The following is a 20,198-nucleotide window of genomic DNA, read 5'->3' on the forward strand; positions in this document are numbered from 1 at the left end:
TTACACGGTGCGGTAAGCATCCAGAGCATCCCTCAACGTCGATGAACTCACCGGCTTATGAAGCAGGCGATAGCCGCTCGCCTCGGCCTCCTGCAATCGCTCCGGGGCGGTGTCGCCGGTGATCAGGAGACTTGGGATCGGCCGGTTGCCGTAACGGGCACGGATGTGCCGGATCGCCTCAATGCCGGTGCGTCCGGCCCGCAGCCGGTAATCGGAAATGATGATATCGGGGGCACGATCCAGTTCCGACAGCAGGTCCATTGCCTCGGCCTCGCTGGCCGCGATCACGACCTCATAGCCCCAGCCTTCGACCACGACCTGGAGCCCACGGAGGATGATGGCCTCGTCATCGATGATGACGACCAGACCCTTGTGCCCCTCATCCTGTGTGCTCCTACCCGCACCGACGAAGCCTATGTTGTGGTGCGTGTTGTAGCCAACCAGCGGCACGTCCACCCGGAAAACCGAGCCGCGGCCGGGTACCGAGTGGACCTTGACTGGATGGCTGAGCAGGGATGAGAGCCGCTGGACGATGGCAAGGCCGAGGCCGAGACCCTGGCTGCGGTCCCGCTCGACGTTGCCGACCTGATAGAACTCCTGGAAGATGTCGTCCAGTCGGTCGGGCGGGATCCCTATGCCAGTATCCCAGACCTCGATCCGTAGGGTCTGGCCGCGAGCCCGGCAGCCAACGAGGATCTTCCCGTGATCGGTATAGCGGATGGCGTTGGACACCAGATTCTGAACGATCCGCTCCAGCAGCGTCGGATCGGAACGGATGATCGCGGTCGTCGGTCTGACCCGGAGCGTGAGCCTCCTGTCGCCGGCCAGCGGTCCGTATTCGGCCCGAACGCGGTCGAACAGTGTCGCGAGCGAGAAATTCGTCAGCCGGGGTTGCACGATGCCGGCGTCGAGCCGTGATATATCGAGCAGACTGTCGAGCAGGATGTTGACGCCGTCCAGTGATGCCCGAAGATCGTGGAGCAGCGGCTGGACCGCGGTGTTCTGGATCTGCGACGTCAGGGCCGAGGTGAAGAACACCATCGCCTGGACCGGCTGCCGGAGATCGTGGCTGGCGGCGGCCAGGAACTTCGACTTGGCGATGTTCGCCCGCTCAGCCTCCTCCTTTGCCCGTTTGAGTTCCTCCTCACCCCGCTTGCGGTCCGTGATGTCCTGGGCGACGCGGACATAGCCCCGCATCCGGCCCTTGTCGTCCCATAATGGCGTGATAATCACGTGAGCCCAGAACCGGCTGCCATCCTTTCGGACCCGCCACCCTTCGCCATCGAAGCGACCGTGCTCTCGCACCAGAGACAAGACGTGATCCGCCTCACCCGCCGCTTCGGGCGGGTAAAAGACCTGCGTGGGCTGACCGACCGCTTCAGCCGCGGACCAGCCATAAAGCCGTTCAGCCCCGGCGTTCCAGGTCGCGATCCGCCCTTCGGTGTCGAGCCAGTTGATGGCATAATCCCGCACGTTATCGACCAGCAAGCGAAAGCTTTTCTCGCTGTGGCGAAGCTGTTCCTCGATCTTCTTCTTTTCGGTGATGTCGCGAACGATACCGGCGAACAGCCGTCTGCCGCCCAACCGGCTCTCACCGACGGACAGATCCATCGGGAAGGTCGAGCCATCCTGGCGTTGCCCTTCGACCTCGCGACCGATGCCGATAATCCTGGGCTGCCGGGTCGCCGCGTAGTTCGCGAGGTAGCCGTCGTGCTCGCTGTGATAGGGCTCGGGCATCAGAATATGGACATTCCGGCCGATCACCGCCTCGCTGGCATAACCGAAGATCCTCTCGGCGGCTCGGTTGAAGCTCTGGATGCAGCCGTGTTCGTCGATGGTGATGATACCGTCCACAGCAGCCTCAAGGATCGCTGCCGATCTGGCTTCCACCTCACTGAGGGCTGACTGCCGCTCCGCCACTGCGGCTTGGGTATCCTGGAGAGTGGCCTGAAGGGATCGCACCGTCCTGGCCAGCCGCCAAGCGACCGCGATGGTGATCAGGGTACTCACGGCCCCTGCCAGTGCGACGCCAGTCATCCAATACATCGGACCCCCTGACAGGTTCACTCGACGAACGGAGATGCATGCCTGCTGACATCCCAGATGCTCTGCTGGCACCGTGGTGCTGCAATCTGACCCCCAGTTCCGAATGCCTTCAGCGTGGTTAAGAATTGCTTAACGGCTTCTGAATCCCGTCCGGAGAGCGGGGGCGTAGGAAAGGTGCTGCTAACCTGAAACGCCATACTGACCGGCGGCAGGTCAGGTTGTAGGGCTGTTTCAGCCCTCCGGCTCTCTCCTCGAGACAAGAAAACAACCCTATGGAACGAGGCAGGTCAGGCACGGGAGAAAGCGGCCACCACCCTGCGGACCAGGACGGCAACTGCCAACCCGACCAACGCCCCGAGCGAGTTGACCGCGAAGTCAGCCAAGTCGGCCTGTCGTCCAGGTGAGACGTGCTGAAGCAGTTCGAGAAGCCCACCGAACCCGATGGCGGCACCGACGATCATGCCGGGAGCAATCCGCCCTGACCAGCCCAGCGAAACCAGCAGGCTCAGGGCCGAATAGGCGGCCAGGTGATCGAGTTTGTCACCAAGGCCAGTTCCGATGGTGGGCGACCGAGATGACAGCGATGCGGCGGTGATGATGATGGCTGCACCGGCGGCTGCCACTCGGATCGGGTAGGTCTTTGGGACGCGGAGGAAAGAGCGGTCGGCTGGGGGCATTCCCCATTCATGCCCGATAACAACAAAGGAATGGTCAAGGCAGGAGGCCACCATACCGCAAGCCGCATTCGCCGTCACTCAGGCTTGTTCGGTCGAGTCACTGTCCGGCGATCTAGCATCATGGCATCATGGCGGAAAACAGGAGGAGAACCGCGATGAAGTTCAGCGTGAGCCACGCCGATGAGAGCGATTTCGCCCATGACGGCTTGAGGTCATTTTTCGAATACCGCGATCTGGCGATTAAGGAGGCGACGGCCGGGCGGTTCAATGCCCACGTCATCCGGGCTCGGCCGGGGGAGAGATCGCCTGGGGAGTGGCACCGGCACGACCTCGACTTCCAGATGGTCTATGTCCTGCGGGGCTGGGTGCGGTTCGAGTACGAGGGCGTTGGCGAGGTGCTGCTCCGGCGGGGATCGTGTGTCCATCAGCCAGCAGGCATCCGGCACCGCGAGGTCGAGCATTCCGATGACCTGGAGATGCTGGAGATCACGTCTCCCGCTGAGTTCGGGACTGAGGTTGTAGAGGCCCTAACCTCGTGAGTGTCTTGGCTGGGTCGTTGCCCACCGCAGGCTGATCCCGATGGGGGCAGCAAACACAGCAAAGCAACGCCCAGGACCGTGCTCTGGACAAGAACGACGTCATAGGACGGCCATTCTGGTGATTGCCGGCCGACATCGTCCATCATACCCAAGCGACAGGTTCGCTGCAGCGGCTCCAGCACGAGAGCGTGTTATGGTTGAACAATCTCCAATGTAATATTGGCAGTGAAGGAAACGCATGCTGACACCGCACCGATGCCCTGCTGAATTATCATTCTCGCATTCGGCAGTTGTGCTTCGATCTAATCTGAATAGTACTTCAGTATTCACGCTATCAGCGGTTTCTGTATCTGGCCCCTTTGGGCTCTCCACCAAGAAATACGGCATATCTCTTCAAGATGATTGCAATCTGGGATGATAATGATAATCATTGCAACTTATCCATTGAGGGGCGGTGACAAGATGCGGATCTTGATCGTTGAGGATGACCCTCTGGTCGCCCTGGCCCTGAGGCTGTACCTGACAGAGCTTGGCCACACCGTGGTCAGCACTGCCGCCGATACCACCAGGGTTCTGCAACTCGCGGACGATGGTATCGAGGCCGATCTGGCCCTCGTTGACCTTCATCTCGCACGGGGGGCGTGTGGTATCGAGGCCGCTGTGCAGCTACGTTATCTGTCCGGCATTGCCTCGGTATTCCTGACGAGCGATGCTGAAGGAGCCCATGCTGCCCGGCACGCGGCCATAGGATGCTTGATCAAGCCGATCTGTCCTTCACGGCTTGCTGCCGCTCTGATGGCCCTTGATGCCTTTGTACAGGGGCAAATCCCAGACCATGTCCCCGATGGGCTTGAAGTATTCCCGGCGGCTATGTCGGCCGCCTGTTCGACGCCTCTATATCGGGATGGCCAGCCGAACTGATCGGCCCTCCGCTATCAGACTGCCCGGAATACTCCCGGTGGTCAGGTCGCAGTGCGTGAGCTTTCCCTGCTGCGATGTTACGGTCCCGATCTGGCCGGCCGTCTTGCCGAAGCAACCCTGAGCCGAAACACCGACCCTTTACCCGGAGCGGATGAGACCTCCATCTGATGCCCGAGCAGACCAGTCAGGCGGTTGACGACGGCCAAGCCGATCCCGAAGCCCTCGCTGGCGTTGCGGGTTCTGTCACCGCATCGGTGGAACTCGCGGAAGATGTCGCCGCACTGATCCGGCGGTATGCCGATGCCAGTATCCCACACCTCGATGCTGACCGTCGCTCCGCATCGTCGGCATCCAATCAGCACGCGGCCCTGCTCAGTGTACCGGACTGCATTGGAGATCAGGTTCCGCAGGACTCGCTCCAGGAGCAGCGGATCGCTCAGTACTTCCAGGCCCGTGTTCACGACGATCAAGTCCAGGCCTTTCTCGGCTGCTTGGGCAGTGAACTCTCCAGCCAGCCTGCCGAGCAGATCGCCCAGCATCACCGGCCCGATATTCGGCTCGACCGCCCCGGCTTCCAGCTTCGACATATGTATGATCGCATCCAGCAGGTCCGACAGCGACCTGACCGATTGCTGGATCAACCCGACTAGGTTCAATGCGGAGGGTTCGGTCACCCGGCGGTCCAGCAGCTTGGCGAACAGGGCGATGGCCTGGATGGGCTGACGGAGGTCATGGCTGGCGGCAGCCAGGAAACTCGTCTTAGCACGGCTCGCCTGCTCGGCGGTCCGCTTGTCCGTGAGCAGTTTGTCCTCAGCCCGCCTCTGGGCGGTGATGTCGCGGGCGACACAGAGGATACCGATGATTTCACCGCTTTCCGACCGCAGGGGCATCTTGAGCTTTTCGATGATCTTGCCACCTGTCGCAAGCTTGAGCGACTGATCAACGGTCACGAGACTTTCACCAGCCTGCATGACCTGCACATCCTCGCGTCGGACAGCCTCGGCGTCCGATGGGTCCATGATGTCATGGTCGGTGATACCGGGAACGGCACGCGATGAGGCAAGCCCGACGACCTCGGCGAATATCCGGTTCCCGCCGAGGTACCGGGACTGCCGATCCTTCCAGTAGACAGCGTGAGGGATCTGATCGAGGACCAGCCAGAGCGGATCGCTTCCCCCTGCAACTCCACCCGCCTCCGGAGGCCGCGTGATTCTCTCGTTGGCGTGGATCACGGCTCCGGATACCGCTCCCGTCTCCGTGAGCAACGGCATGACCACGACGTTGAACCAGCGGCCCCGGCTCTGGAGTTCGGTCCTGAGTGATTGCCCGCTGGAGACAACTTGCACTACGGTATCATGCAGCAGAGCACCGTTCGATCCGGCGACCTCGCTGATGCACCTGCTCCGGATCGCTACGGGCGAGACAGTGACAATCTCGGCGGCCACCTGGCTGGCCGCTTCAATCCTGCCCTCACGGTCAACCAGGATCAGGGGGTACTGGACCGTGCTCAGAATGGCAGATAGAAGGTCCTGCTCTTTCTGTAGTGCCATCAACCGCCTTCTTTGTACAAAATCCAACTGTAATATCAGTTTGTTTCCCGGACTAGTAATGCTGCATCTAAGAGTTCTCCAGCCGGCAACTTTTTAGCCTCACTATGGCGGATGATATTTGCCCAGGATCAGAAGTTCAATTATCAATAATATGATGCATTCTGGATGACAGAGCATCATGGGCATGAGCATGGCCGAGCCACCGGCCAGTCACGTTACCGGCATCCAGTCCGGCCGTTCGATCCGACGCCAGGGTTTGATGCCATGTTGGTTGTCTGAGGAAAGCTGACGGTGACCCCTGGAGCGGAGCAGACAGTCAGGCGGCTTTGCGGCAGGTTGGCTGCAACCGCTTCTTCATCTCGTTGAGGAATAGGCGAACCTCCTCAACCTTCAAACCATCGCGGGCCAGCACGGCGTGCAGGATCGGGTCGTCGAGTAGGTCATCAAGCGAGGGTTCAGGTCTTCTCTTGTCCATTGGTAAACCTCCAAGAATGAGTTGCTGATCTCCGGAACCGTGTTCCTTATCAGTGGATCATGACCAACACGTGAAACCTGGGGCGGCCGCTCCGGCATAGCCCAGATGGACGCGTGTGGTTTGCGAAATATTACTGGAAACGATACTGGCTGCTCAGGCCACTCAGGCTTATCACCACCAGCCCGGCGGTCGGACGACCATGAGGTCGATCAGCCCGTTGCTCCGGTCATCGTACCGTTGGATGCGGGTGGCTGCCCGAGCTATCCACGAGCGTTCGGCGGCCTCGGCCGCAGCCAGCCAGTCGGAAGCAAGAGGGCGAACACCGTGCAGCCATGTCCACTCGTCCGGTCGGATCGCAACGACAGTCCCATCGCCTCGCTCGGATTGCAGACGGCCGTAGGCCAAAGCCGCATCCCAAGTAGCGGAGCAGGCGGTGCCGTAGCTGTGGATCCTGATCAGATCGCCCGTGGTGGAGAACACGACTTCCAGAATGTCCGGGACTGGTCGCTCGCGGCGGCCCGATGTCAGACAAGGCGGCACGGCGGTCGGTAGAGTGACCCGGCGTGGCAGCAGCATCGTTTCCCCCTCAGGACACTTGGCGATTTTTCATTGAAACTTCTTGAAGCCCAGGCCGTTGTAGACCTCTGACCTTCCGCGTTCCAGCCATAAACCTGCCTACGCCGGGAATCTTTCGGCAGGGGGAGTAGGACGTTGCGGAAGTCTCCATGCAGACGGCCTGTACTGTTGAAATACGGCGGTCGAGATTGCTGTAATCCAGCCCTAATCTTGTGCTACGGGTAAACTCTCGAGCATTGTTTCAACCTCCGGAGAGGCCCACCGGACAGCCGAAAGCGGCGTTCCGGCAATCCGTGCCGCGGGTATGCAGGGTCGTGCCTGTGAGGAGTTGGTACCCACCAGACCACAACCGCCAAGCCGTGTCGGGGGATCCATACCTAACTCCATGCAGACAGGTGCCACTGAAAGCAGCAGAGATATGGGAGATCAACAGTCTGAATTCCTGGGCAGTCTGCCAGAGGGCTTCGCCAGACCTCCGGTGCCGCTCGATGAACCGCAGCGGCTCATCGCGTTGCACCGGTATGACCTGCTCGACACGCCACCGGAGCGAGCCTTCGACCATATCACGCGACTGGCCGCGAGCGTGCTCGGCACGCCGATTTCGCTGATCACGCTGATCGATGAAACCCGGCAGTGGTTCAAGTCCCGACATGGTCTCGACGCCCCCTGGACCCGGCGAGAAGTGGCTTTCTGTTCCTACACGATCCTCGACACCGAACCCCTGGTTGTTCCGGACGCCACGGCGGATGACCGCTTCGCCGCCAATCCGTTGGTGACCGGAGATCCGAACATCCGGTTCTACGCCGGGGCACCGCTGGTCACGCCGGAGGGGCATGTGCTGGGCACCCTGTGCGTGATCGACCGCTCGCCCCGCCCGGAGTTCAGCGACGAACAGCGGCGGCTCCTGCGAGACTTCGCCGACCTTGTGATGACGGAGATCGAGGCCCGCTCAGCCAACCGGGCCTTGCGTCACATGATTCGCGAGCACCAGGACACCGAACGGCAGCTACAGCGATTCCTGGCGGAGAAGGAAACCTTGTTGCGGGAGGTCTACCACCGGGTCAAAAACAATCTCCAAGTCGTCGATACGCTCCTTGCCCTTCAGATCCGTCACACTCCGTTAGATGCCGGGAACCTGCGGGATCTGCGATATCGGGTGTACTGCCTCGGCCTGGTCCACCAGAAGCTGATGCAATCAAAGGATCTGGAGACGATCAACCTGAGGGAGTTTCTCCGTGACCTGGCTCAGGCTCTCGTCACCTATCACGCAACGTCAAAGAGTGACCTGCCGCTGGATGTCACGGTCGAGCCCGTGGACGCCACTATCAAGATTGACGTCGCAATCCCTTTGGGATTGCTGGTCACCGAACTGGCTTCCAATGCGTACAGGCATGCCTCCCCGCCCGATCAGCACGGTATTATTGATGTCTCGCTGACGATCACGGGCGGAGGAAGGGCTTACTTGATCGTCGCCGATAATGGTGCCGCCGTGCTGAACACACCCTCACCCTCTGCAATAGGACAGCAGATCATCGCCGCACTGGTGGATCAGTTAGACGGTGATATGACCATGGACGAGAGCCATAGCAGGCAGGTCGTCGTGACATTCCCTTGTCCCGGAGAACTGCCATGTTGACCGATGATGCTCCCATTTTGATTGTCGATGATGACAACCTCGTGCGGCTCGGGATCCGGATGACCTTGGAGGACGCCGACTTCCGAAACCTCCAAGTTGCCAAGTCGGGATCGGCAGCCGTCAGGATGGCATTGCGGCACCACCCGGCGGTCGTCCTGATGGACGTCCGGCTTGGAGATGGCATAGATGGTGTCGAGGCGGCCCAGCGGATTTGCCGGGAGCATTCCTGCAAGGTGATCTTCCTGACCGGCTCCAACGAAACCGCAACCCAGCTTCGGATCAGTGCCACAGACGCCGCCGGCGTGCTGGTCAAGCCGATCCTGCCCCAGTACCTGCTTGAAGCACTCGAAGCTCTGCCGGGGTAGAGCCGCTCCTGAAGCAGATCAGGGCACGAGGAACGCCGCGGCTCCACGAGGCAGGCTCCCGGTGGTCTCGGCTATCGTGTTGAATATGCTCTCGTGAGCGACCCCAGTATCGGCCGGTAAGCAACTCCTTCTTGTCAGCCAACGCTGGAACCGTCCCAATGACATATGATGGATTGTCCGTTTGTGCATTGCCGAAAAAGATCCGAAAATATGGGAACCGGTGCGAGCCTGCCCTGTTCTGACGGTCGTTGCTTCATCCCATGAAACCTGCATCGGCGAGCCGGATTGGTCCCCCATGTCATGCGTATTCTTATAGTCGAAGATGAGCCTATCATTGCCCTGAGTACCCAGGCCGATCTCGAGACGTCAGGACACACTGTGGTGGGTCTCGCAATGACATCCGCGGAGGCGGTCGCTTTGGCTGATCGCTGCCGCCCCGATCTGGTGCTGATGGACATCCGTCTGGCCGAGGGCAACGGAATGGAGGCGGCCGAAGCAATCCATACCCGCTGGGCCATTCCCTCATTGTTCGCGACGAGCTATGCAGAGCATTCGGCAGGTGCATGCCCTGCTGCTCTCGGCTGCCTGAGAAAGCCATACGACTGCCGGAGCCTTGTACGCAGCACCCAGATCGTCGAGCAGGTGATGAACGGGCTCAAGCCGACCATGCCGCTGCCACGGAACCTTGAGCTTTATCGACGTGAATTTACTCCCCTGCAACCAGTATCTTGACAGAGTCTTTCAGGAGATCTGATCAGCCTTTCTTTCTATGGTGCTTGCCAAGCCGTCAACGCCAAAGCTGGTTGCGGGTGCAATTGCTCAGTTGTTCAGCCTGACGGGTTCCCACGCTGCTTGTACATCGGCAACGGCACGCCCCATGGGGTTGTCTGGCCTGATTGATGATCGTCGGTGATGAAGTCAGGCCGCTCAGGACTACCACCTGGAGACCAGGAACCGCAGAATATGTCGCGTTCCGGGCCGGTGCTCTGTGTCGAACTCCAGAACGCCTTCAAGCTGGCGAGCCATGGCCGGTAACAAGCGGGATGCCACTCCCGGCCTTCAGCACCGGCCTAACCTCATCCTGATGGATCACCGGATCCTGTGAGGCAGTCAGGAATACCCAGGGTCAAAGTTCCCGCAGTGCCCGTGTCCCGCTCCTCCCTCCGGAATTCCCCACCGGCCATCTTGGTCAGCAGGGGGATCAACTCCAGCCCGGTCCCATGCCCCCGAAACTGCTCAGCCGGCATGCCAATGCCGTCGTCTGCCACGATGAGGCAGGCCTTGCCCGGCTCGGTTCTCTCCAGCGACACTGTGACTGCTCCGCGTCGGAGCGGAAAAGCGTACTTGAGGCTGTTCGTCACCAGTTCATTGACAATGAGACCCACCGCGACCGCTCGGTCATGACTGACCTCCACGGAGACCAGACGGAGATGCAATCTGATGGAGCTATCGTCATCGGGCTCGTGGCCGTGCATGAGGAACCGCTGCTTGACGAGTTCAGCGAGGTAGCCGGCGAGGTCCACCGCGTGTGTGGCCCCGCTCTGGTAAAGGCGGCCATAGATAAGGGCGAGGGACTCCACGCGTTGTCCGACGCTTTCCAGCCGCTGTCTCGTCTCGCTGCGTTCCGCCCTGCGAGCTTCCATCCTCAGGAAGGACGTCACGACGGCCATGTCGTTCTGAGCCCGGTGCTGTAGTTCACGCAGAAGAACGGCCCGCTCCGTCGCCGCCGCGGCAAGCTGGTGGTGAGCCCTGTGCCGGTCGATGGCCGCACCCAGCAGGTTGGCGTAGGTCTGGAGAAAGCTGATACCGGCTGTGGTAAACTCCCGCTCGTCCTGGCAGTCCACCTCCAAGGTTCCATACGCCCGGTCTTTGCAGAGGATCAGGACGTTCAGTGAGACGACCACGCTCATTTGCCGCACCACCTCAGACGGCTCGAACCGCGTCTCTGTCGGGACGTGTGAGATCACGGGCTCGTCAGCCAGCATAGTATAACCGGCAGCGGAGCCGTGACCTCCAGGGACGATGGTCTTGCCTGTGGTCGCAACCTCGGACGGCACGCCGACGGCGGCTCGCAGCAGCAACTCGTCCTTTCCCGGTAGAGCCTCGAGCACCTTGGCGATGGGAGCCCTGAAGCCGCGTGCAACCAGTTCGCAGGCCCGCTGAAGGATGGCGTCCAGATCCTCGCTCTGGAGAGCGACCAATCCAAACTCGGCGAGTGCGGCCTGCTGCTCCGACCATGCACGCAGGCGGTCTTCCAAAGGATCCGGTGAGCGAAACATCTGGCAAACCTTTCGTTTAGGACGCGGGCCTCGAAGTCGTCACCACAGTTGCCTCCACTGAGACCGCAGCCGCCCCGTGCATCTGCTGAATACGCGGACGCACAGACAGTCGATTACAGTCGAAGTTGCTGGGCTGGCCGGAACACCTGCGGATCACCTGATCCTACCCCGCGAGGGCGACCACCTCCGGATTGAACGCCCCTGGCGGAAGCAGAATCCTGGCGGGGATCCTCACGGCCCTTCGGCGGTCGGTTCGGCGTAACGGGCAGTAGGTTCTTACCACTTTAACACTCATCATGTTGTCCAGAACTGCACCAGACAACGGGCACGCCAAACCGGTGTACTTGGTGTCTATAAGGTCAATGTGGATATACTCTCCTGACAGAGGCACAAACCCAAGCATAAACGTTGCACACACCCTCCGTTGGTGCGATGATCCCTCCACCGCCAGTTGCCGAACCACTCTATCGTTTCACCTGAGACGAATGGAAGCAGACGCGTGCTGGTGACGTGACGGGAACGCTGCACAAGGAGGCAGCAAGATGATCCCGAGTGAGGTTCTGGCAGCGTGGATCGTGGCCGTAATGACCGGGGCTACGGCATTGGGCGGGCTCTCACTGCTTGGCAGCCCTCCTTCGGCCGGCGGCATGGAAGCTGAAGCTCTGCCGTTCCGTTACGCCGATGTAAGCACTGCTCGACGGCTCCTTCCTCTAAACCCGGTGGAGATCCCGCCTGGAGGCTACCGGCAGCCTACCGGCTCGCCCGGTAGCGACCCCAGTAGAGTGGGCCGACGATGACGATCAGGGGCATGAGATCGATCAGCACGACAAGAGAGATGAACCACCTGAGGGACCGCTTGCGGCAGAGTACAATGCCGCCGTGTTCCTAAGCCCATAGGCTCGAAGCGGTGCCACGTCGTCTGGAAGACGCCGGTCACCTCGACCGTTGATGACACGCTGTATGCTTCGGCGGAGAATGTCGCCTGGCCCTCACTGAACTTTTTGGCCCATTCGATCTCGATCTGAATCACTGGTTGATCATGAGGAAGAACAGTCCATCCAGAGCCGACCAACGACTCAGTGCTCAGCGGCAGCCTACCAAAATTCTCCTTGATCATACGACGACATAGCTAAGTTTGGTGTATGCCACGGAAATCACAATGATGCATCGATCCTTACCCGCTGCAGGCTCTCTACTGAGCGAGGGGGCCTCAAGTATCTACCCCTCTGGCCTGGAGATTATCTACTTCGTGGGAGAATGTCCGATCCGGCTTCGCAGTCGCGACATCACGCCGCCGCGGAGCCATGCCAGAGCCGTCCTGGTGGTTCTAGCTGTGGGCGAGGTGGCCTGGGCGAGCCGGATCGCCGACGTGATTGATGCCTGGGAAACCGCCTATCAAAGCCGTGATCCATTCTGGATCAGGGCCGTTGCCGAGCGGATCAAACGGCTTGCCCTGATCAGCAACGGGTTGATGATCTTCACGCCCCCGGCGGCGTGACAGCCGGCATCTCGGTCATGACGGGTGTGATACGGGGCAACCAGGAGGCTGCCATGCGGAGAACGGTGTTCGTTGTCGCCACAGCCCTGACCCTCTCCAGCGGTACGGTCTCGGGTCAGGAGAAGGCGACGCCGCAGCAGGTGGTGCAGAAGGTCCGGCAAGCCGTCGGTTACCTGAGCCAGAAGGGAGAGGCCGGCCTCGCAACCTTCAAGGAACGGCGATCCGATTACGTATGGGCCGACACCTATGTCTTCGTGATCGACTGCGAACGCAAGAAGGTGGCGGCAAACCCGCTGTTCGGCTTCGTCGGCATGCCACTGTCCGACCTGAAGGATCCCACCGGCAAGGTGATCGGCCCGATGTTCTGCCCGAGCGGCACAACCGAGGGCTACTGGGTCGAGTACCACTGGCCCAGGGCAGGCCAGAAGCAGCCGGCCCGCAAGCTGACCTACATCAAGCCCGTTCCGAATACGCCATTCACGGTGGGAGCGGGTATCTACGATAACAAGTTCACGACCACGGATCTTGAGACGGCAAGTGGCCAGTGACAGAAATCAGCCGGCCGGCCTATGCCCGACGAGGTCGGGGCATTGGCAACAAGTGATAGATCGGACTGTTTGGGCACGCAACTCGCGGTCAGGCCCACGCCTCGAAACCCTGATCCATCACGACAGACGTATCGATCACCTGCACAGTGTATGGGCCGTTCCTTTTCTCGCCTGGACAGCCGCGTGGATTGCTGATGAACCGCACGCCCTGATCGGTGAAATCCTGATGAAAGCTGGATCGGCCGAAGCACCAAGTGGTCAGCTTGCCACCATCCAGACAGTCCGACCAGATTGGCACCAGGGCAGCCGTGCAGGCCGCCTCTGCCTCCAGGTCGCAGATGTGGTCGCCTGTGAAAGTAATGGCGTCCACATGGGGAGCCGCGTAGGTGATAACCACGATCTCGTGTATGGACGGATCCGCCGCCGCACCCTTCACCTGCTGAGCCAAAAGCTCTACGTGATGTGCGAACAGGTCGTCAGGCAGAACGGCAATTCCGAGTTCCAGGTTGCCGACATCATGGTTGCCGCACGGCATGTCGAACCGTTCCTGATCGGAATCACCGCTCCCCGCTACTTCGGCATGGAAATGACTCCAGCCGGTCATGCCGCAAACCAGTGTGCTCTCGATTGTTAAGCCGGAACCAGTGCCAAGATAATAGATGCCGTCATGCTGCTCGGCGAACTGCCGGAGCCTCTCGGCCGCTGCGGGACTCCAGTAGCCGTTCGGGTGTTCGCATGACCCCTCAACAAAGATCACGCATCGAAACGCCTGCCGGGCCAGCAGGATCTCCTCCATGCTGATGCCTGCTGAGCCCGAAACGTTACCGGCGATTACCAGGATATCGGTCCCGGTCCATCGTCGCACGATATGCCAGTCGAACTGCTGATTGTCCGGGTAGTGATCGACATGGAGGTCGGAAACCAGAGCGAACTTCAATGCAGGTGTCCTAGCCTCTTGGGTTTCGCACAAGCCCGCCGAGGCGAAGGCCGCCGACGGCATGGAGCGGCATATCCGCGGCCCTTTCAAACTGAACTTATCAGTATGCTTTCGCGGGGACCAAAGCAATAAAGTTCCTTTTCGGAAAAGTTCCATATCAAAGAGCATTATGCTTTTCGGCGTGGGCTCATTGGACTTGCAACAAAAGTGTAACCCCGGTATAACCAATGCTGCACCGCACAACAACGCCGTGTCGGCTTTTTGGACTAGACCGTAGGTGCTGTCCTGACCTCCGCAGGACAGCATGAGCAACTGCATGGACCCTCTTGGTATGAATAGCACCACTTCGTCTGATCCAGGAGCGGCATCCTCAAACGGGCAGTTAGACTACCGGCTGCTGGTGGCGACGATCCGGGATCCCTTGCTGGTGATTTCTCCGGACGGAGTGATCCTGGCGGCCAATCACCCCGCGGCAAGCATGCTGGAAACCCCGCCGAGGGCGGGCGATCTCCTGTGGGGCCACGTGCCTATGGGCATGGTCTACGATTATGCCGGAGTTGTTGACACTGTCGTTCTCTCCTGTCGGTCCATCCGCTTCGAGCAGCAGGTCGGGGGCCGGTGGTTCGAAATCTCTGTCGAACCGATGCTCGGGAAAGCAGATCAGACAATGGCCGTTTTGGTCCATGGTAGGGACATAACGGCCAGGAAGCAGATCGAGGCTTGCCACCGGGCCAGCGAAGCCCTCCTGTCCGTGATCATCGATCATTTGCCCGAATTGATCTACTGGAAGGACCAGCAGGGACGGTTCCTTGGATGCAATCGGGCCTTCGCTGAGGCCAACGGCCTGACCTCCCCAGAGGAGGTCCGCGGTAAGACCGACTGGGACTTCCTGCCTCCGGGCCAAGCTGCGTCTCTCCACCAGCAGGACTCCGCCGTGATGACGGAGCATCGCTGCCATCGGGCGGAACAGACTCTCAATCTTCTGACCGGCGATCAAGCTGTGGAGAAAGCCAAGTTGCCGCTGTTCACCGAGAGCGGTGATGTGATGGGTGTTCTGTCTGTTGCACAGAAGGTGAACGAGGCGGAGGAGAAGTGAGCCAGAACCCCTAGACAAACATCATGACATAGCGTGAGCAGTCATTGCTCCGTGCATCTCTAAAGTCTCTGCTTTTGTCTTCAGTAGACAACGAACCCGCCTTACCGATTACGGCACTGCGGAAGATATGCCGAACAGAGGTGAAGGAAATTCATCAATGATCAAGCAGGCAGGTCAATGGAAGGTTACGTTCTGTCTGCCGGGCGGCGAACCCGTAGATCTCTTGTATACGACAGACAACTATGACGATGCCAGGAGCTTTGCGACGGAAGTCCAGTCAGCGGACCAAAAGCTGGTACCGAAGATCACTCGGACTGACGAGAACTCACCGCCCCCGAAAGGTAGGACGTGATTGCCTTTCGAGAGCATTATGAACGAGTCAGGGCGGCGTGGAAGCCCATCACGGCTCCCATCTGTATTGGAGCATTACCTAGGCAACGACGGCAAAGCTGTTGCTCTTGGTGATCACTTGCCTTCGATACTGACATCGAACTGGCGTAATTGGTCGGCCACCAGAGTCGCCCGAGCCCTCCGGAGCCGGGCGATGAGTTCGTCAATCTGCTCAGGCGTGTCCAGGGCAATGGCTTCGCTGGCTGCAACTGTGCTGGTCAGTCGAACGGAGGGCCGGCCATTGAGCGTCTCGCCCATGGTCAAGGCATAAGGGACCGGTCGCTGGTAGCTACCGCGGATCTGCCAGTCTTCAGCAGGATCGATAGCCCGCCTTTCGGCCGCCCGCACCGCATTGAAGATCATCGCGGCGGTTTGTTCACCGACATTTCGGGGCTGGCCGGTGGTTTCGTCCTTGCGGTAATCCAGGATGGAAACGCGTTGGATCGCATCCAGGATCTGGTCGGTCCAGTCGCTCATGTCGGCCTCCGGTGATGGCGTGCTTGGGATCCACAACACCTGTACCGGGATTGAATTCCGCCAGAAGCAGCATGATGCCGTCTATACGCGGATGTATGGCTCGCGACACCGGCAGCGGGATGATTGAGCCTCATTCAGGGGCCAGTCGTCCCCCATCTCAACAAATTCATCGCTCCTGCCCTGTCATTTCTGGAAGCTGGTGACCTGCTGTTTCGTCAGGGGCACAGTCATCTCATCGCATTGCATGGTGAACGGGGCCAGGAATTTCTCTTCCCCATTCTCACCGGATTTGCGTGAACGGAAGACCGATGTACATCCCTGCCGCCTCGACAGCTTCAAGGCTGCTCGTCAACGTGGATTGATTGTATCGCAGCAATCTGCCGCTTCACGTCCAAGATGGCAGCCTCCGCTGCCCTGGTAGCTCGCCCCTCGCCGGCCGCCTCACCGAGACCTACTACGGCTCTACCGCCATCCCGCATCACGCTGCTGACATCCACGAAGTCGAGGCATATCAGCCCTGGGACCATTAGCAGGTCCGTGATGGAGCGGATGGCAAGGCAGGTCCGCTGCTGGGCGTCACTGGGATCTTCGATGCCGGCCTTCCTGGTTTTCTGGCAGACATCGGTGCAGAGATGGCAGAACTTCATGGGTCACCTCATGGGGCGTCCACATCAGCCAGCCATGGATTGGCCGACTGGCAAGAGGAACCCTATGAAGCCCCAGCTACCATTTGCATCGGTTAACCGCAGGCCCTTGGAGGAGCCCCCAGGGGCGGCCTTGACGAACCCGCCGATCATGACCAGCAAGCGGAGCGGCAACAAGACAAATGATCAATGAGCCGCCCGCGACTTGCCGATCAGCGGACCGCCCCGTTACGATCGACCCTCGGCAAACATGGCAGGTCGCAGGCATGGCATTTCACGAAGATCCACTCCTGGTCCACTGGGCGATTGGGTACCTGCACGATACCGAGTTCGCTCGGCCGGACCCACGGAAGTTCGTCGAGGAGACATTCCTCAGCCCATCAGCGGTCCGACATTATTTCGACACCTGGGAGCCGCATGACCTCAACGTGCTGATCGGTCTTGTCCCCGACCCAGTCCTCGCCGAACACGCGGACCGGCTGGTGGAGATGTGGCCGACGCTGCCCTATCGGGCCGCCATTGACGCCGCTGCCTTCCTGGCCCGCCACGATAACGTCCGTGCTGCCAGCTTGTTCGAGGGCTACTTGTCCGCACCGGATACTGTCCGCCCCCGGCAGGTCGTTGGTATTCTCCAATCGCTGGATCACCTCGCCCCCGAGGCGACCCGCCGGATCATTGATCTCGCCCAGCCCGTGATCGAGACCCTCGCCGACACCGATGATGCCTATGCGGCAAACATCGCACGGATCACGGCGGCCCTGCGTTCCCGTCATCCGGCCCGCATCGACATGGTCCGACGGTTCCTGTCAGAGTGGGCCAACGAACGGGGAGAGAGGGCCTATGCCAACCATCTAGAAACAATTGCTGCCGTCCTGTTCGGCGATCGCTCCCAGTTTAGCATCGTCCGCGATTACGTACTCGGCTTCACCAAGCAGAGCGTCGGTCCGGTTGCGGCGTTCATTTACCAGTCCGGGCTCGACATCACCGCGGTCGATAATATCCTGCGACCCCTCCGCACCAATGACCGCAAAGCCGCCGAAAGGGCTGTTATGCTGCTCGAGGCGGTGTCGCGAGGCATGGTCGCCGCAACGGTCGGCGAGCCCGCCTGGGAGGATCTCATCGCCCTGGTCGAACAGGGCTTCTCACAACCATCGTCGCCGAAGGCGAAGCGGATCTGGCACGGCGTCATTGCCCTGGCTGGTGTGCTCAGCGTCCACCGGCGGGAACGGCTTGATCTAAGCGAGATCCATGATCGGGACGTCTGGCCGCTGATTGCAGCGGACATGCGGCTTCCGCCGGGCCTGGATGAAGTGGGCGGACACCTTCGCACGCTGCCGCTAGACGAGGTCACCGGTCACCTGACCCGGATTGCTCGCGAGCATGCCGATGACTATGGAGCCGTCCATGCCGCTGATCTGATGGCTCAACTCGGTGATCCGGCGTTCCTGCCCGTGCTGATCGACCTGATGGACGCTGAGTTCGAAGAGAGTCGCGATGCCGCCATCAGGGCGGTGGAGACGTTCGGCGACACTGCCATCGAGTACCTTAGTCAGCATTTCGACCGGCTCCCCGAGTTCGTCCGCATCCTTGCCCTGGGACTGGCCGTGAGGAATGGATCGCCAGGAGCGGTCGGCCTGATCGATCGGCACTGGGACGCGTTTCTCGACGAGAGCGATTATGAACTCGGCGAAGCCGTCCTGGCTCTGGATGAGCCGGAGTTGAACGAGCGGTTGAAGGGATTGGTCGGTCAGAACTTGCAAGGTATGGACCGGGCCTTTGTCATTCTCGGCTTGCTGTATGGCGGTTTGGCGGAGGAGCATCGGGAGATCGAGAGGCTGGTCCGATCGCAGTTCGACAAGGACAACCGCCGACAGCATGCCTTCCTGGTGGAAACCCTCAATGGCGACCTTGGCGTACCCAGACTCGACGTTCCGCTGACATGCATCAGATGCGGACACACCGCGACCTACGCGGTGCATGAAGTCTGGGTATTGCCGGACGCTCCCAACCCCCAACCCTTCCTGGCCGAGGACATCGCCTGCACGGCCTGCGGGGCGGTGTCGGAGTTCGAGTTCACCCCCGACGCCATCGAAGCCATCACGGCAAAACTTGCCGATTTACCGCAGGAGGACTGGCTGTTCTCGCGGGGCGACCGGTTCTCACCAGTCAAGCGGCGGTCGTTCACCGGGGCGTTCGGGGAGAAGCTGTCGGCCCAGCAGTTGCTTGCCCAACTCGGGGAGGAATCCGTGAAGGGCGAAGCGTACCGGCTCCTTCGACTCGGACATGCCTATCATGCCGCGAATCGGTTTGTCGAAGCGGAGCGTCTCTACCGGCAGGCCATTGACACGGATCCCGCCTGGGTCGAGGCGTACTACGGGCTCGCCGACACCCTCGAACGCCGCGAACAGATCCAGGAGGCGATTGCAATGCTTGAAGCCGGGGCGAGGCACGGCAAAACATTGCCCTGTCGGCGACCGCTCGGCTGGCCCACCCTGGGTGATTTCATCCATGAATACCTTGGACTTCACACCAAGCTGGCCGCTATGGCCGGACAGCATGGGAAACTCGCCGCGTCGATGTTCGCGACCAAGGTTCACCGCAACGATCCTTGTCCCGTCGGTACGGGCAAGAAGGTCAAGAAGTGCTGCGGCGGAGAGGGGTGAGCGGAAGGTGGTCGCGACGCCAGATGCTCCCGGTTCTGCCGGGTCCCCCGCTTCAACGCCCGAGACGTTTCGCAACCTGAGGCCAGTGTGCCGCCGGTCAGTTTCGTAGTCAATGACACTACGCTCGGAAGTACCACACGGTACCGCACCGCAGAGGGATCATCCTCATACGTTCCAATGGGTATCCATCAGATCACCTCGAGGCCATCGGCTTCCGTACCCTTTTGCCCAGCCTTTTCAGTGAAGCGGATACGCTGGTTTTCCCTTAGGGTACTCAATCCAGCCCGCTCGACCGCACTGATGTAGACGAAAACGTTATTGCCGCCTTGATCGGGGCGATGAACCCAAAGCCCGTGTCCGGGTTGAACCACTTCAAGGTACCTTCGACAGTTCCGCCACCGCTGGGCTTTAACCAATATCCATAGTCGTCGTAGTCGCTGACGTTCTGGCGGGGATACCGGGTTCCGGTTGCAGGGCGACTGCTACGCTGGCCTGAAGCAGAACCAGCCTCCACGCTGTGGATGGTCGAGACCTGAGGGCCTTTCTGCCCGTCGGCCAGATCACACACGAGGATCGCTCCTTCACCGGGGCTTTGAAGACCAGCCTGCTCCACAACCGAGACATGGAGGAACACATCAGCCGAACCATCATCCGGCGTGACGAAGCCGAAGCCTTTGGATGGATTGTACCATTTCACAGTGGCACGGACATGGGTGGCGAAGGGACGAGGAGTGCGGGGAGGACCGAAGGGCATGTGGTAGCTCAATCACGATGGTGTGGTAAGTTGCCGCACTGTACATGTTGGCTGTGAAAAGGCACATGCTCCCTGACGGCGGTGACCTAATGGAACTGCAAGCGAATTCCCTGTCACGGCAAGGCTT

General features: G+C 60.4%; 20 protein-coding genes. 9 read left to right on the plus strand and 11 right to left on the minus strand.

Annotated features, from left to right (window positions below; translation table 11 throughout):
* The gene (locus JL100_RS10315) at positions 1–2,010 is read right to left on the minus strand and encodes a hybrid sensor histidine kinase/response regulator (RefSeq protein ID WP_202685210.1); all 2,010 of its coding nucleotides are present in this window, start codon (positions 2,008–2,010) and stop codon (positions 1–3) included.
* 323 nt (positions 2,011–2,333) lie between these two features.
* Positions 2,334–2,801: a VanZ family protein gene (locus JL100_RS10320; protein WP_228421182.1), complete on the minus strand. Its 468-nt coding sequence runs from the start codon at positions 2,799–2,801 to the stop codon at positions 2,334–2,336.
* Positions 2,802–2,878: 77 nt separating this feature from the next.
* Between JL100_RS10320 and JL100_RS10325 the strand changes: the two genes are divergently transcribed.
* Both JL100_RS10325 and JL100_RS10330 read left to right on the plus strand, forming a co-directional pair.
* The gene (locus JL100_RS10325; RefSeq protein WP_228421183.1) at positions 2,879–3,262 is read left to right on the plus strand and encodes a cupin domain-containing protein; all 384 of its coding nucleotides are present in this window, start codon (positions 2,879–2,881) and stop codon (positions 3,260–3,262) included.
* Positions 3,263–3,724: 462 nt separating this feature from the next.
* Positions 3,725–4,183 (plus strand): response regulator, encoded by a 459-nt coding sequence (locus JL100_RS10330; protein WP_202685213.1) that lies wholly within the window; start codon positions 3,725–3,727, stop codon positions 4,181–4,183.
* A gap of 77 nt (positions 4,184–4,260) precedes the next feature.
* Here JL100_RS10330 and JL100_RS10335 read toward each other — a convergent pair whose 3' ends face one another.
* From JL100_RS10335 to JL100_RS10345, 3 genes are all read right to left on the minus strand, one after another.
* Entirely contained in the window at positions 4,261–5,733 is a 1,473-nt protein-coding gene (locus JL100_RS10335) for a PAS domain-containing sensor histidine kinase (RefSeq protein ID WP_202685214.1), read from the minus strand.
* Between the two features lie 316 nt (positions 5,734–6,049).
* Positions 6,050–6,208, minus strand: a complete 159-nt coding sequence (locus JL100_RS10340; RefSeq protein WP_202685215.1) for a hypothetical protein — start codon at positions 6,206–6,208, stop codon at positions 6,050–6,052.
* Between the two features lie 171 nt (positions 6,209–6,379).
* On the minus strand, positions 6,380–6,784 hold the full coding sequence (locus JL100_RS10345; protein WP_202685216.1) for a hypothetical protein: 405 nt from the start codon (positions 6,782–6,784) through the stop codon (positions 6,380–6,382).
* A 418-nt stretch (positions 6,785–7,202) separates the two neighbouring features.
* On the opposite strand from JL100_RS10345, the gene JL100_RS10350 reads away from it, so the two are divergent.
* The 3 genes from JL100_RS10350 to JL100_RS10360 all read left to right on the plus strand — a co-directional run bounded on the left by JL100_RS10350 (position 7,203) and on the right by JL100_RS10360 (position 9,517).
* Positions 7,203–8,420 carry a sensor histidine kinase gene (locus JL100_RS10350; protein ID WP_202685217.1) on the plus strand — a complete coding sequence of 406 codons (1,218 nt, stop codon included), beginning with the start codon at positions 7,203–7,205 and terminating at the stop codon, positions 8,418–8,420.
* On the plus strand, positions 8,414–8,785 hold the full coding sequence (locus JL100_RS10355; RefSeq protein WP_202685218.1) for a response regulator: 372 nt from the start codon (positions 8,414–8,416) through the stop codon (positions 8,783–8,785). Before JL100_RS10350 ends, JL100_RS10355 begins: the two co-directional genes overlap by 7 nt.
* 300 nt (positions 8,786–9,085) lie before the next feature.
* Complete coding sequence (locus JL100_RS10360; protein WP_202685219.1) at positions 9,086–9,517, plus strand: response regulator; 432 nt, start codon at positions 9,086–9,088, stop codon at positions 9,515–9,517.
* Between the two features lie 344 nt (positions 9,518–9,861).
* On the opposite strand, the gene JL100_RS10365 is transcribed toward JL100_RS10360, so the two are convergent.
* Entirely contained in the window at positions 9,862–11,064 is a 1,203-nt protein-coding gene (locus tag JL100_RS10365; RefSeq protein ID WP_202685220.1) for a sensor histidine kinase, read from the minus strand.
* A gap of 1,333 nt (positions 11,065–12,397) precedes the next feature.
* Between JL100_RS10365 and JL100_RS10370 the strand changes: the two genes are divergently transcribed.
* Together JL100_RS10370 and JL100_RS10375 are read left to right on the plus strand one after the other, a co-directional pair.
* Entirely contained in the window at positions 12,398–12,562 is a 165-nt protein-coding gene (locus JL100_RS10370; protein ID WP_228421184.1) for a hypothetical protein, read from the plus strand.
* A gap of 53 nt (positions 12,563–12,615) precedes the next feature.
* Entirely contained in the window at positions 12,616–13,110 is a 495-nt protein-coding gene (locus JL100_RS10375) for a cache domain-containing protein (protein WP_202685222.1), read from the plus strand.
* Between the two features lie 88 nt (positions 13,111–13,198).
* On the opposite strand, the gene JL100_RS10380 is transcribed toward JL100_RS10375, so the two are convergent.
* Positions 13,199–14,110, minus strand: a complete 912-nt coding sequence (locus tag JL100_RS10380) for a metallophosphoesterase family protein (protein WP_228421185.1) — start codon at positions 14,108–14,110, stop codon at positions 13,199–13,201.
* 241 nt (positions 14,111–14,351) lie between these two features.
* On the opposite strand from JL100_RS10380, the gene JL100_RS10385 reads away from it, so the two are divergent.
* On the plus strand, positions 14,352–15,143 hold the full coding sequence (locus JL100_RS10385; protein WP_202685224.1) for a PAS domain-containing protein: 792 nt from the start codon (positions 14,352–14,354) through the stop codon (positions 15,141–15,143).
* 465 nt (positions 15,144–15,608) lie between these two features.
* Here the strand turns inward: JL100_RS10385 and JL100_RS10390 are convergent, their stop codons facing one another.
* Both JL100_RS10390 and JL100_RS10395 read right to left on the minus strand, forming a co-directional pair.
* The gene (locus JL100_RS10390) at positions 15,609–16,010 is read right to left on the minus strand and encodes a hypothetical protein (RefSeq protein ID WP_202685225.1); all 402 of its coding nucleotides are present in this window, start codon (positions 16,008–16,010) and stop codon (positions 15,609–15,611) included.
* Positions 16,011–16,345: 335 nt separating this feature from the next.
* Positions 16,346–16,657, minus strand: coding sequence for a hypothetical protein (locus JL100_RS10395; RefSeq protein ID WP_202685226.1), 312 nt, complete (start codon positions 16,655–16,657; stop codon positions 16,346–16,348).
* A gap of 263 nt (positions 16,658–16,920) precedes the next feature.
* Here JL100_RS10395 and JL100_RS10400 point away from each other — a divergent pair, with 263 nt between their 5' ends.
* Entirely contained in the window at positions 16,921–19,317 is a 2,397-nt protein-coding gene (locus tag JL100_RS10400; RefSeq protein ID WP_202685227.1) for a tetratricopeptide repeat protein, read from the plus strand.
* 188 nt (positions 19,318–19,505) lie between these two features.
* Here the strand turns inward: JL100_RS10400 and JL100_RS36675 are convergent, their stop codons facing one another.
* On the minus strand, positions 19,506–19,595 hold the full coding sequence (locus JL100_RS36675; RefSeq protein WP_323378472.1) for a hypothetical protein: 90 nt from the start codon (positions 19,593–19,595) through the stop codon (positions 19,506–19,508).
* Complete coding sequence (locus tag JL100_RS10405; protein WP_323378474.1) at positions 19,592–20,071, minus strand: cold-shock protein; 480 nt, start codon at positions 20,069–20,071, stop codon at positions 19,592–19,594. The genes JL100_RS36675 and JL100_RS10405 overlap by 4 nt, the downstream gene beginning before the upstream one ends.
* Positions 20,072–20,198 lie beyond the last annotated feature (127 nt).

Source organism: Skermanella mucosa, assembly GCF_016765655.2.
GTDB classification, from domain to species: domain Bacteria; phylum Pseudomonadota; class Alphaproteobacteria; order Azospirillales; family Azospirillaceae; genus Skermanella; species Skermanella mucosa.

Excerpts from the sequence above, each read along its gene's own strand:
- JL100_RS10365 (WP_202685220.1), bottom strand. The coding sequence starts at position 11,064 with ATGTTTCGCTCACCGGATCCTTTGGAAGACCGCCTGCGTGCATGGTCG.
- JL100_RS10360 (WP_202685219.1), top strand. The coding sequence starts at position 9,086 with ATGCGTATTCTTATAGTCGAAGATGAGCCTATCATTGCCCTGAGTACC.
- JL100_RS10350 (WP_202685217.1), top strand. The coding sequence starts at position 7,203 with ATGGGAGATCAACAGTCTGAATTCCTGGGCAGTCTGCCAGAGGGCTTC.
- JL100_RS10380 (WP_228421185.1), bottom strand. The coding sequence starts at position 14,110 with ATGCCGTCGGCGGCCTTCGCCTCGGCGGGCTTGTGCGAAACCCAAGAG.
- JL100_RS10395 (WP_202685226.1), bottom strand. The coding sequence starts at position 16,657 with ATGAAGTTCTGCCATCTCTGCACCGATGTCTGCCAGAAAACCAGGAAG.
- JL100_RS10385 (WP_202685224.1), top strand. The coding sequence starts at position 14,352 with ATGAGCAACTGCATGGACCCTCTTGGTATGAATAGCACCACTTCGTCT.
- JL100_RS10400 (WP_202685227.1), top strand. The coding sequence starts at position 16,921 with ATGGCATTTCACGAAGATCCACTCCTGGTCCACTGGGCGATTGGGTAC.
- JL100_RS10340 (WP_202685215.1), bottom strand. The coding sequence starts at position 6,208 with ATGGACAAGAGAAGACCTGAACCCTCGCTTGATGACCTACTCGACGAC.
- JL100_RS10345 (WP_202685216.1), bottom strand. The coding sequence starts at position 6,784 with ATGCTGCTGCCACGCCGGGTCACTCTACCGACCGCCGTGCCGCCTTGT.
- JL100_RS10405 (WP_323378474.1), bottom strand. The coding sequence starts at position 20,071 with ATGCCCTTCGGTCCTCCCCGCACTCCTCGTCCCTTCGCCACCCATGTC.
- JL100_RS10375 (WP_202685222.1), top strand. The coding sequence starts at position 12,616 with ATGCGGAGAACGGTGTTCGTTGTCGCCACAGCCCTGACCCTCTCCAGC.
- JL100_RS10330 (WP_202685213.1), top strand. The coding sequence starts at position 3,725 with ATGCGGATCTTGATCGTTGAGGATGACCCTCTGGTCGCCCTGGCCCTG.
- JL100_RS10325 (WP_228421183.1), top strand. The coding sequence starts at position 2,879 with ATGAAGTTCAGCGTGAGCCACGCCGATGAGAGCGATTTCGCCCATGAC.
- JL100_RS10335 (WP_202685214.1), bottom strand. The coding sequence starts at position 5,733 with ATGGCACTACAGAAAGAGCAGGACCTTCTATCTGCCATTCTGAGCACG.
- JL100_RS10390 (WP_202685225.1), bottom strand. The coding sequence starts at position 16,010 with ATGAGCGACTGGACCGACCAGATCCTGGATGCGATCCAACGCGTTTCC.
- JL100_RS10355 (WP_202685218.1), top strand. The coding sequence starts at position 8,414 with ATGTTGACCGATGATGCTCCCATTTTGATTGTCGATGATGACAACCTC.